Source organism: Flavobacterium sp. (genome assembly GCF_044349645.1).
Classification (GTDB): domain Bacteria; phylum Bacteroidota; class Bacteroidia; order Flavobacteriales; family Flavobacteriaceae; genus Flavobacterium.
Window position 1 is genome coordinate 1 of the sequence record NZ_JBIKQP010000045.1, and the last position, 11,649, is coordinate 11,649.

General features: G+C 33.2%; 12 protein-coding genes and 3 tRNA genes. 14 read left to right on the plus strand and 1 reads right to left on the minus strand.

Going from position 1 to position 11,649, the window contains the following annotated elements; translation table 11 throughout:
• From AC9UFV_RS08490 to AC9UFV_RS08500, 3 genes are all read left to right on the plus strand, one after another.
• On the plus strand, positions 1–181 hold a 181-nt coding region (locus tag AC9UFV_RS08490), incomplete at its 5' end, for a RagB/SusD family nutrient uptake outer membrane protein (RefSeq protein WP_509574831.1).
• Positions 182–291: 110 nt separating this feature from the next.
• Positions 292–2,244, plus strand: a complete 1,953-nt coding sequence (locus AC9UFV_RS08495; RefSeq protein WP_509574833.1) for a putative porin — start codon at positions 292–294, stop codon at positions 2,242–2,244.
• Between the two features lie 30 nt (positions 2,245–2,274).
• Positions 2,275–3,636, plus strand: a complete 1,362-nt coding sequence (locus AC9UFV_RS08500) for a pyridoxal-phosphate dependent enzyme (RefSeq protein ID WP_509574835.1) — start codon at positions 2,275–2,277, stop codon at positions 3,634–3,636.
• Positions 3,637–3,663: 27 nt separating this feature from the next.
• Here the strand turns inward: AC9UFV_RS08500 and AC9UFV_RS08505 are convergent, their stop codons facing one another.
• Positions 3,664–5,337 carry a PNGase F N-terminal domain-containing protein gene (locus AC9UFV_RS08505; protein ID WP_509574837.1) on the minus strand — a complete coding sequence of 558 codons (1,674 nt, stop codon included), beginning with the start codon at positions 5,335–5,337 and terminating at the stop codon, positions 3,664–3,666.
• Between the two features lie 78 nt (positions 5,338–5,415).
• Here AC9UFV_RS08505 and AC9UFV_RS08510 point away from each other — a divergent pair, with 78 nt between their 5' ends.
• The 11 genes from AC9UFV_RS08510 (at position 5,416) to AC9UFV_RS08560 (ending at position 11,612) form a co-directional block, all read left to right on the plus strand.
• A complete protein-coding gene (locus tag AC9UFV_RS08510; RefSeq protein ID WP_509574839.1) occupies positions 5,416–5,898 on the plus strand; it encodes a 3'-5' exonuclease in 483 nt (160 codons plus the stop codon).
• Between the two features lie 90 nt (positions 5,899–5,988).
• The gene (locus tag AC9UFV_RS08515) at positions 5,989–7,263 is read left to right on the plus strand and encodes a DUF2851 family protein (protein WP_509574841.1); all 1,275 of its coding nucleotides are present in this window, start codon (positions 5,989–5,991) and stop codon (positions 7,261–7,263) included.
• A gap of 33 nt (positions 7,264–7,296) precedes the next feature.
• Positions 7,297–7,524, plus strand: a complete 228-nt coding sequence (locus AC9UFV_RS08520) for a hypothetical protein (RefSeq protein ID WP_027310653.1) — start codon at positions 7,297–7,299, stop codon at positions 7,522–7,524.
• Between the two features lie 10 nt (positions 7,525–7,534).
• Complete coding sequence (locus AC9UFV_RS08525) at positions 7,535–8,395, plus strand: ComEA family DNA-binding protein (protein WP_509574843.1); 861 nt, start codon at positions 7,535–7,537, stop codon at positions 8,393–8,395.
• A 22-nt stretch (positions 8,396–8,417) separates the two neighbouring features.
• Positions 8,418–9,587 (plus strand): acyl-CoA dehydrogenase family protein, encoded by a 1,170-nt coding sequence (locus AC9UFV_RS08530; protein ID WP_509574846.1) that lies wholly within the window; start codon positions 8,418–8,420, stop codon positions 9,585–9,587.
• 73 nt (positions 9,588–9,660) lie between these two features.
• Positions 9,661–9,858 carry a 30S ribosomal protein S21 gene (gene rpsU, locus AC9UFV_RS08535; protein WP_027310656.1) on the plus strand — a complete coding sequence of 66 codons (198 nt, stop codon included), beginning with the start codon at positions 9,661–9,663 and terminating at the stop codon, positions 9,856–9,858.
• A 68-nt stretch (positions 9,859–9,926) separates the two neighbouring features.
• The gene (locus AC9UFV_RS08540; RefSeq protein WP_509574848.1) at positions 9,927–10,823 is read left to right on the plus strand and encodes a tyrosine-type recombinase/integrase; all 897 of its coding nucleotides are present in this window, start codon (positions 9,927–9,929) and stop codon (positions 10,821–10,823) included.
• A 29-nt stretch (positions 10,824–10,852) separates the two neighbouring features.
• Positions 10,853–11,155, plus strand: coding sequence for a ribosome hibernation-promoting factor, HPF/YfiA family (gene hpf, locus AC9UFV_RS08545; RefSeq protein WP_509521751.1), 303 nt, complete (start codon positions 10,853–10,855; stop codon positions 11,153–11,155).
• A gap of 91 nt (positions 11,156–11,246) precedes the next feature.
• Positions 11,247–11,320: transfer RNA gene (locus tag AC9UFV_RS08550), tRNA-Thr, on the plus strand.
• 69 nt (positions 11,321–11,389) lie between these two features.
• Positions 11,390–11,470: transfer RNA gene (locus AC9UFV_RS08555), tRNA-Tyr, on the plus strand.
• A 70-nt stretch (positions 11,471–11,540) separates the two neighbouring features.
• Positions 11,541–11,612 (plus strand) — tRNA-Thr (locus tag AC9UFV_RS08560).
• The last annotated feature ends 37 nt before the right edge of the window (positions 11,613–11,649 follow it).

Here is an 11,649-nt window from a genome sequence, read left to right on the forward strand (position 1 = left end):
TTTAGGAACTTTAGCTGGTGCTTCTTTAGATAGAGATCCTGCTGATTATGCTTCAGCTTCTTGGAACATTCCAGGTGCAAACCCAACTAATTTATCTTTAACTAGCTACAAATGGGCTTTACCTATTCCACAAGCTGAGTTAAATGCTAATGGTGGAATCCAACAAAATACAGGATATTAATATTTAATATACTATAATTTTAAAACCCCGCTTTATGCGGGGTTTTTTTTTAACAGCAATTTCATTATTAAATATTTATTTATAATAGTATATTTGTTGAAAATATTTTTATGAAATTTCGCTTGCTTTTTTTGGTCTTCTTAATCTCATTTTCACTTTTTTCACAAGTGAATAATGGAGCAAAATTAGACACAGTAAAAAGAGCTTCACTTATAATTGATCATTCCAATGACCAACCAAAAGCAACAATTTCTCAATACAGAATTATTACTTTGGAACGGGATACTACTTTTGTAGATACTTCTTTAACTATAAAAAAAGAGTACGACTACAATTACCTTCGTAGAGATTTATTTGGCTTAATGCCTTTCGCAAATGAAGGTCAGCCCTACACCACATTACAGTATACCTCAAAATTACGAACTTCTTTTCCTGAGTTTGGTTACACTGGAAAGCATTTTAATTACTATCAACCCAACGATATTAAGTACTATTCTGTGGCAACCCCATTTACGGAATTGTATTTTAAAACGGTAATGGAGCAAGGTCAAAATTTAGACGCATTTGTTACTTTAAATACCTCAGAGCGTTTTAATTTTTCTATTGCATACAAAGGGTTACGATCTTTAGGAAAATATATCAATCAACTTTCAAGTACAGGAAATTTCAGATTTACCTCTAGTTACAATACGAAAGACAAACGCTATTATGCCAATTTTCATTACACCTCACAAGATATTTTGAATGGAGAAAATGGAGGTTTGTCCAATCCTGAAAATTTTGAAGGTAATGATCCGGCTTATAATGAGCGACCTCGGTTGGATGTTTATTTAAAAGATGCCAAAACAACATTAATTGGAACAAGGTTATTCCTTGATCATAATTTCCAAATCAACGCTAAAAAGCGAAATAACAACCTTTATTTGACGCATCAAATTAATTTTGAAAACAAATATTTTGAATTCAATCAAGCTACAGTTCCCACTACTATAACTTCTAGCTCTGGAGTTACCTCTACTTTGTACCGCTTTGGGCCTTCATTTGCTGCAGCAAATATAAACGACCAAGTGCGCTACAACCGAATGTACAATAAAGTAGGAGCTATTTATGAAAATATCACTTTAGGGAAATTTCAGTTTTTCGTAGACGATTACAGATACAATTATTATTACAATTCAGTGTTGTTTTTAAACACACAAACGATCCCGAACGCAATAAACGATATCATAAACGATATCGGGGCTCAATACGAATACAGGAAAAACAAATGGAACGGTAAATTCCAATACTCTAGTTCTATCACAAGCCAATCTTTATTTGACTTTAATGCGCATTTAAATTACCAGCTTAACGATAAAAATAGCTTTACTTTCGAATACCAAAACAGCAATAACTTGCCTAATAACATTTATAATTTGCATCAAAGTAGCTATATCAACTACAATTGGTTCAATAACTTCAAAAATGAAAAACACAATTCGTTGAAGGTGGAAGCCAATACTCAATGGGCAAGCGCATCTTTAGAATTGAATACGATTAACGATTTCTTGTATTTTAGTAATGACGACACTGCAAATTTGCAATTGGTTACACCAAAGCAATACGATAAAACGATCAATCACTTGTCTCTGAAAGTAAATAAAGAGGTTAAATTTAGAAAATGGGCTTTAGACAATACTTTTTTGTATCAAAAAGTGGATCAATCGGATAAGATATTAAATGTACCTCAATTAGTACTTCGAAACACTCTTTATTATTCCGATTATTATTTTAATAAGGCATTGTACCTTCAAACTGGGGTAATTTTTAATTATTTTACTAAATATTATGCAAACGATTATAACCCAATTCTAGGAGAGTTTTTTGTGCAAAACCAAAAAGAAATTGGTGCTTATCCAAACATCGATATATTTGCGAATGCAAGAATTCAACGCACTAGAATTTATTTAAAAGCCGAACATTTTAATTCGTCAATGACAGGAAACAATTACTATTCTTCGCCAAATAATCCTTACCACGATTTTATAATACGCTTTGGATTGGTATGGAATTTCTTCGATTAATATCAGTAGAACAAAAAAACTAAAAATAAAATGCAATATTCAGAAAATATATTAGGAACGATTGGAAACACACCAATGGTTCGATTGAATAAAATAACCGCAGAAATTGATGCGCTGGTACTTGCGAAAGTTGAAACGTTCAATCCGGGTAATTCTACCAAAGATAGAATGGCATTAAAAATGATTGAAGATGCTGAGGCTGACGGGCGTTTGCAACCCGGTGGAACTATCATAGAAGGGACTTCTGGAAACACCGGAATGGGATTGGCGCTAGCCGCAATCGTAAAAGGCTACAAATTAATTTGCGTTATTACCGACAAACAGTCGAAAGAAAAAATGGATATTCTTCGTGCGGTAGGAGCGAAAGTAGTGGTTTGTCCTACCGATGTAGAGCCTAGCGATCCACGTTCTTATTATTCGGTTTCAAAACGTTTGGGTGAAGAAACGCCGAATTCATGGTACGTAAACCAATACGATAATCCCTCAAATGCCTTAGCACATTACGAACAAACAGGTCCTGAAATTTGGAAACAAACCGACGGAAAAGTGACGCATTTTGTGGTGGGAGTGGGAACTGGAGGAACCATTTCGGGAATTGGAAGGTATTTGAAAGAGCAAAATCCTAATGTTAAAGTTTGGGGAATAGATACCTACGGATCGGTTTTTAAAAAATACCACGAAACAGGAATTTTTGATGAAAATGAAATTTATTCCTACATAACGGAAGGAATTGGTGAAGATATTTTACCTAAAAATGTTGATTTTTCAGTTATTGATGGGTTTACAAAAGTAACCGATAAAGATGCAGCTGTTTATACTAGAAAAATTGCTTTGGAAGAAGGGATATTCGTAGGAAATTCAGCGGGTGCATTGATAAAAGGCGTGCTTCAATTGAAAGAACATTTTAAACCTGAAGATGTGGTGGTGGTTTTATTCCACGATTCTGGAAGTCGGTATATCGGTAAGATGTTCAATGACGATTGGATGCGTGAACGTGGATTTTTAGATGAAGAAGTAACCAAAGCTGAGGACGTAATTAAAGATCACATTGACAAACCATTAATTGTGGTGAGAACGGAAGAGTTGGTTTCACACGCAATTGAACGCATGCGCAAATATAAAATCTCTCAAATTCCGGTAATTGATATTTCAGGTTTTGTGGGTTCTGTGGATGAATCCGACTTGTTTCAAAGTTATGTATCGGATAAAAATGGAGGCGACAAACCAATTCGTGAAGTAATGGGGAAAGCCTATCCAATGGTTAAATTAGGAACGCCAATCGAAGAAGTTTCAAAATTATTCACTCGTGAAAATGCCGCGGTATTAGTGGATTTAGGAAATGGAAAACACCATATTATTACCAAATACGATATTATAGGTTCGATAAAATAAAAAATAGCCCGTTAATAGCGGGCTTTTTTATTCCCCAATTAATACTCCCGATACATTCCAGGCACTAAAACTGCTTCCTTCATTTGCTCCCAGAGGAATTTGAATTCGAATGGAATGTTCCCCTTCAGAAAGATCGCCTAAGTCAATAAACATTGGGTTAGTTACCGTTCCTGGACACCAGTTGGAACGACTATAATCGGAGGAAGACAATCCATTTTCAAAATTTCCTGAAGCTGGATTACTCAATCGATACGAGCCACAATCTTGTCGCCACGGCACAAATGCGAAGGCTAATTTTTCATCTAAGTAGACGCTATTTTTCTTTGGAACAAATTCATCGCCATTCTCCCAACCTCCATGACCAGTGGTGATATAACGCAAACGAGCGTTTTTCATTGGTTTAGTTAGCGTAAATTTCACTTCTAATCCTTTATCTGAATTGAACATCGATCCGTATTCTTGTCCCGCCATTTCCATGATATTATTGGTATTAAACAATGGAATATTTTGAAGTGTTTTTTTCGAAATTTCTTCTGGATGAATAGTCAAATTCAAACTAACTTTATGTCCGCCTTTGTCATAATTTCCAATATTCATCCCGATGTAAACCTCCTGACTGCTTATTAAATCGTTCATTTCAGAAATGTCTTGTCGGTAATAAACACTGTCTTGCCACACTTTATTTTTCAGTTGGATGGTATTGTATTTCTTAACTCCAAAAGGCGTAAAAAAGCGCATTAATTCTAATAAAGGCTCGTAATCCTTGGTTTTTACTACACCTTGATATTTTTTACCATTTCCGTTTTCATAAACTGGAAGAGCAGCAACTCCATTTTTTAATCCGTCTAAAAAGGATACTTTATTGGTTGTTGGAATTATAAATACTGATCCCGTTCTGTCATAAGCATCACCGTTGGATTGTTCTGTTACATCAACAAACAATTGACTTCCGTTTTTAATTGCTGGGATTCGTACTTTTTTTACGATGATAGTTCCATTTGCAAAACGCAAAATACTATCATTTGATTTAGAATCATCGGAAAAATTAATCACTTCGCTTTTAAAAATTGATAATGTGGTAAAACGACTTTTCCATAGTAAATCTCTGTAGGTAAGAATATCAACTTTCGCTTGATTTGACTTCGGGAGATTCATTTGCGTAGGCATTTTTTTTATTTTTTCAATTTTGTTAGCCAATACCTGGTAGTTCCCATTTCGATTTAATTCTAATACAAAACCTAAATTCTGACCTAATATAGAAGGCGCACCTTTATAACCAAGTTGGTTGGTGTACCAAACTTCAATCGTGTTCGAGTTAACGATAATTTTTGCTTTATGGCATTCGTATCCTAAAATGGTTTTAGTATCGGGTAACAGCTCAAATTTTTGTTTACCAATAGAGGTGCTATCCAAAGTAATAATCTCTTTGGATGGTTTTAATGTTGCTCTTTGATACCAATTGTTATTTCTATAATCAATGAAATTCTCTTCGAAAGGCGTTGGAAGTTGGTTCAAAATACGTTTTTCTGTCGTGAGCCAGCCATTATTTTCATTGGCATAAAAAACAACCAAATCTTGGTTTTCAATTAACGAGCCATTGGATTTTCTCTCAAAAGTGACTTTAATTCCGCCGTTTGATTTTTGTGAAAACAAAACAACCGAATGAAATAGAATTATAACGAGAAGAATATATTTTTTCATAGAATAACTTTTTAACAAATATAATAGAATTTGTTTTTGTATGTAGAACATTTGTAAATTGCCATAAAATTAATTCAAATGACTTTCACCGCTATAGATTTTGAAACAGCAAATGGTTACCATCCTTGTTCTGTGGGGATTGTGACGGTTGAAAACGGTGTTATAGTCGATGAATTTGTGACTTTAATTAAACCATTAAACAATTATTATTCTCCTTTTACTATTCAGGTTCATGGAATTTATCCAAAGGACACGATAAACGCAAAAACTTTTCCACAAGTGTTTCCTGAGATTCAAAAACGATTACAAAATAGGGTAGTGGTCGCACACAATGAAAGTTTTGACCGAAATGTATTGGCAAAAACGATGGAACTTCACGGCTTAGATTACGATAGTTTAAATATTGGATCTCGTTGGGAATGTACCGTAAAAATATACAAAGCCAAAGGATTTAAGCCGGCAAGACTCAGCGATTGTTGCCGAATTATGAATATTCAATTGAACCACCACGAAGCTTTATCGGATGCTCGGGCTTGCGCCAAATTGTATTTGCTAAGATAATTTACATTTATTTTTCGGGTTAATGTTTTCGGCGCGGCTTTTTTGACTACATTCGACAAAGTAATTACAACTTATTCTACGCCATTTAAAATGAAAGAAGATTTCCTGCACTATTTGTGGAAATTCAAGAAATTCGACACATCGAATTTAACTACTTCTAACGGGGAGAAACTAACCATTGAAAATTCTGGAAGTTACTTGCAACTCGCAGGGCCTGATTTTTTTAATTCCCAAATTACAATTGACAATCAAAAATGGGCTGGGAATGTTGAAATTCACCTCAAATCCTCCGATTGGTATTCGCACCATCATGAACGAGATTCCAATTATGACAGTGTAATTCTTCATGTAGTTTGGGAACATGATGTAGAAATCTACCGTCAAAACAACGCTGAAATTCCTGTTTTAATTCTTAAAGAACTTGTTTCCAAGGAAACGCTTGCCAATTATCATTCTTTGGTTTCGCCGAAATCTTGGATTTATTGCGAGAAACAAATTGAGTTCATCGATTCATTTATCATGTTAAGTTGGCAAGAACGCTTGTTTTTTGAAAGGTTAGAACGAAAATCAAAATCCATTTTTGAATTAGCAGAAAGCACCCTGCAAGATTGGGATGCGATTTTGTTTTGCCAATTGGCTAAAAATTTCGGTTTAAATACCAATGGCGATTCTTTTTATAATATGGCTAATTCCATTCCGTTTTCAATTATTCGTAAAGAAGGAAACGATTTATTTAATTTAGAAAGTTTGCTGTTTGGAATCGCGGGTTTATTAGAAATTAATAAAGAAGATCATTATTATAAAAATCTAAAAACAAACTTTGATTATTTGGTTCACAAATACCAATTGCAATCCAATTCATTCACACCGCTACAATTTTTCAAGCACCGACCTGATAATTTCCCAACTATTCGAGTTTCCCAATTGGCAAACGTATATTATTGTCAGCAACAGCTATTTTCAAAAATTATAAAAGCCGATAATGTGGCTGCTATTTATGAAATTTTCGATAAATCGGTATCAGAATATTGGAAAACGCATTATCAATTTGATAAAATCAGTCCAAAGAAAAAGAAAGGATTATCTAAATCCTTCATAGATTTATTAATTATAAATACGATCATTCCGTTACAATTTGCTTATGCTAAAAGCCAAGGCAAAGAAATTTCGGATAAATTAATATCGTTGTTAAACCAAGTCCAACCGGAATCAAATGCAATTATCGAAAAGTTTTCTTCTTTTGGACTAAAAGCACAAAATGCCTTTGAAACCCAAGCTTTATTGCAATTAAAAAATGAGTATTGTAATAAAAGTCGGTGTTTGGAATGTACAATTGGAATGGAATTATTGAAATCTGAAGTATAAATGCTAAATTTGTAGTGATATAAATTTATAGTAATGAAATTAATACTTCGCCTAAAATACTTTTTCGAAAAACACGGTTTTCATGTTTCTTCGCGTCTTGCTGATGCGTTGGGAATGCGAGCCAATAGCGTTAGATTATTTTTTATTTACATATCTTTTGTCACCGCAGGACTTTGGTTCGGAGTTTATCTAACATTGGCTTTTTGGTGGCGATTAAAAGATTTAATTCGAGCGAAACGGAGTTCCGTTTTTGACTTATAAAACTAGTATTATGATATTAAAATCCTACTTCCAGTATTCAAAATCACAAAGAAGTGGGATTTTTCTATTAGTGGCGTTATGTATTGTTTGCCAATTTGCGTTTTTCTATTTGGATCCAAGTTCTTATAAAGAGAATAATTCTGAGAAACAAAAATGGATTTCACTGCAATTCATAGTCGATTCATTAAAAGTAGAAAAGCAAAATTATATTTCGAAGATTTACCCATTCAATCCCAATTTTATTACCGATTATAAAGGGAGTAAATTGGGTATGTCAGTTGCTGAAATTGATCGGCTTTTGAATTATCGAAAAACCAATCAATATGTAAATTCTGCAGCAGAATTTCAAAAAGTAACTCAAGTTTCCGATTCTTTAATAAATGCTATTTCGCCTTACTTTAAATTTCCAGATTGGGTTAACAAAGGTAAAAGCAACAATTTCAAACCATTTGAAAAGAAAACATTTAAAATCATAGTTTTAGATATCAATATGGCTACAAAAGAAGACTTGATAAAAGTATACGGAATTGGTCCTGCTTTATCCGATCGAATTTTGAAGCAAAAAGAAATTCTAGGTGGATTTGTTAACATGAAACAAATGGAAGATGTTTGGGGACTTTCCCCTGAAGTAATTGAGAGTTTGAACCAATATTTCAAAGTTACAGCTACACCTAAAATAAAGAAAATAGACATTAATAATGCCTCAATAAAGGAGCTGATGTTGTTTCCTTATTTTAAATATTCTTTGGCTAAAGCGATTGTGACCTATAGAAGTATGAATGGTGATTTTAAAAATTCTGAGGATTTAACAAAAATTAACGGTTTTCCAAGTGAAAAATTAGATATTATTAGTTTATATTTGGAATTCTAAAAGATACAATAAAAAATCCCTTATGAATTCGATTTATTTTACAGAAGAACACGAATTGTTTAGAAAAAGTTTAAAAGACTTTTTACATAAAGAAGTAGTGCCCCACATTGAAAAATGGGAAAAAACAGGAACAATTGATCGATTTATTTGGAAAAAATTCGGTGAAATGGGCTTTTTTGGGATTGCTTATCCAGAATCGTATGGAGGGATGAATTTGGATTTATTTTATACCGTAGTTTTTCTTGAGGAACTTCAAAAAATTAAATCCTCTGGTTTTGCAGCAGCTATGTGGGCACATGCTTACTTAGCAATGACGCATTTAAATGCCGAAGGTGATGAAAGAATTAAACAAGATTATTTAGTACCAAGTATATTGGGTGATAAAATTGGCGCTTTGTGTATTACCGAGCCTTTTGGAGGAAGTGATGTTGCTGGAATGAGAACCACAGCTGTAAAAGTTGGTAATAAATATGTAATTAATGGATCTAAAACCTTTATTACTAATGGTGTTTATGCCGATTATTATGTAGTGGCTGCTAAGACTAGTCCTGAACTTGGAAATAAAGGAATTAGTATTTTCTTAATGGATACCAATTTAAAAGGAATTTCGGCTACTAAGTTAGATAAGCTGGGTTGGAGAGCATCCGATACTGCAGAAATTGCATTTGATAATGTAGAGATTCCAGAAGAAAATTTAATGGGTGAGGAAGGAAAAGGCTTTCCCTATATTATGCAACATTTTGCTTCGGAACGATTAATTATGGCGATTAATGCTCATGCAAGAGCAGAATTTGCAATAGATTATACCATAGATTATATGTCCCAACGAGAAGCATTTGGAACAAAAATTAATAAATTTCAAGCATTACGACATACTATTGTAGAACATGCTACCGATGTGGAGCATTGTAAAATATTTAATTATGCGGCTATAGCCCGATTAGATAAAGGAGAATATGTAGTTAAAGAGGCTACAATGGCTAAATTAAAATCTACAAAAGTTGCAGACGAAACCATATATAGCTGTCTTCAAATGTTAGGTGGTTACGGTTACATGGAAGAATATCCTTTAGCAAGATTATTTAGAGATAGTCGTTTAGGACCAATAGGGGGAGGTACATCTGAAATTCTTAAAGAGATTTTATCCAAAATGATAATTGACAATCAGGATTATAAGCCGGCTGTAAAATAATTTACAAATTATTACTCATAATTAATAATTAATATTTACATTTGCACCCTTAACGAGAGGAGGTGTCTATATTATGTTAATTATACCAATTAAAGACGGAGAAAATATCGATAGAGCATTAAAGCGCTATAAAAGAAAATTTGATAAAACAGGAACTGTTCGTCAGTTACGTGCACGTACTGCTTTTATTAAGCCTTCTGTGACAAACAGAATGAAAATCCAAAAAGCGGCTTACATTCAAAATATGAAAGACAATTTGGAAAGTTTATAATACAACTTTTTAAAAAATACTACCGTTAGTCATTAAAAGTTTTTAACTTTGATGCTAACGGTTTTTTTATGGAAAATAGTAAGACGGCATTTCGAGATTATCTGCAATTAGAAAAAAAGTATTCGCCACATACGGTAAATGCGTATCTAAATGATTTGATTTCATTTGAAACTTATATCAAAACCGAATTTGATTCTGAAGATTTATTAAAGGTAAATTACAGCTTGATTCGAAGCTGGATCGTAACATTAGTTGATGCGCAAATTTCCAATACTTCTGTAAATAGAAAAATCTCGTCTTTAAAATCCTATTATAAGTTTCTATTAAAGACAAAGCAAATAGCAATTAGCCCGCTTTTAAAACACAAATCTTTAAAAACTCCCAAAACGCTTCAAATTCCTTTTTCTGAAAAAGAATTGGACGAAGTTTTAAATTTAATAACCTTTCCAGAAGGGTTTGAGGGTGTTCGGGATAAATTAATTATCGACTTATTTTACTCAACTGGCATCCGAAGAACAGAATTAATTCATCTTAAAATGCTGAATATTGATCTTTCAAATGCTACTTTGAAGGTTTTAGGTAAAAGAAATAAGGAAAGAATTTTACCTTTATTACCAAATATTGCAAGTCAAATAAAATTATATTTAACCGAACGAGCTTATTTAGAGAGAATTACCGATAACGACATTTTCTTCCTAACGTTAAAAGGTGTTAAAATGAACGATTCATTAGTTTATCGTTTAATAAATTCCTACTTTAGTAATGTTTCCGAGAAGGTAAAAAAGAGTCCGCATATTTTACGTCACACTTTTGCAACCCATCTTTTAAACAATGGTGCTGATTTAAATTCTGTCAAAGAATTATTAGGACATTCAAGTTTAGCTTCGACACAAATATATACTCAAAGCAGTTTGTTTGAGTTAAAAAAGGTCTACGGTGATTCGCACCCACGAAACAAAAAGTAAATAGTGTTTAACCAATAAATAGTTTAATTATGAAGGTAAATGTTCATGCAGTTAACTTTAATGTTGACGGAAAGTTAGTCGGTTTTATTCAAGAAAGAGTAGATAAATTGGAAAAATATTATGACAAAGTCGTTTCATCAGACGTTTTTTTGAAGGTTGAAAAGACCAGTGAGAAAGAAAACAAAGTCGTAGAGATGAAAATTTTAGTCCCAGGAGACGAATTTATGGTAAAAAAACAATGCAAATCTTTCGAAGAAGCAGTCGATCAATCCGCAGAATCATTCGAGAGAATATTAATAAAAAGAAAAGAAAAAGTAAAACATCATATATAAATTAAAAATATTCGCAAAAATATTTTGTTTAAAAAACAAATTAATATACATTTGCAGTCCGTTAGAAATAACGGGCTTTTTTATATTTAACGCCAGTGTAGCTCAGTTGGCTAGAGCAGCTGATTTGTAATCAGCAGGTCGTGGGTTCGAGTCCCTCCACCGGCTCTATTAAATATTGAAGATTTTCGATATGGAATTTTCAATATTTCTGGATTTTATATAAGAGAAAAATTTGGGGAGATACTCAAGCGGCCAACGAGGGCAGACTGTAAATCTGCTGTGTGAACTTCGCAGGTTCGAATCCTGCTCTCCCCACAAGAAGAAATTTTAGATTTCGGATTCCAGAGATTAAATCTGAAGTCAAAATTCTAAAAATAAATTCTCTGCCGACTTAGCTCAGAGGTAGAGTGCTTCCTTGGTAAGGAAGAGGTCACGGGTTCAATTCCCGTAGTTGGCTCAACATTGTATAATTTGAACACGAATATATAACTAAG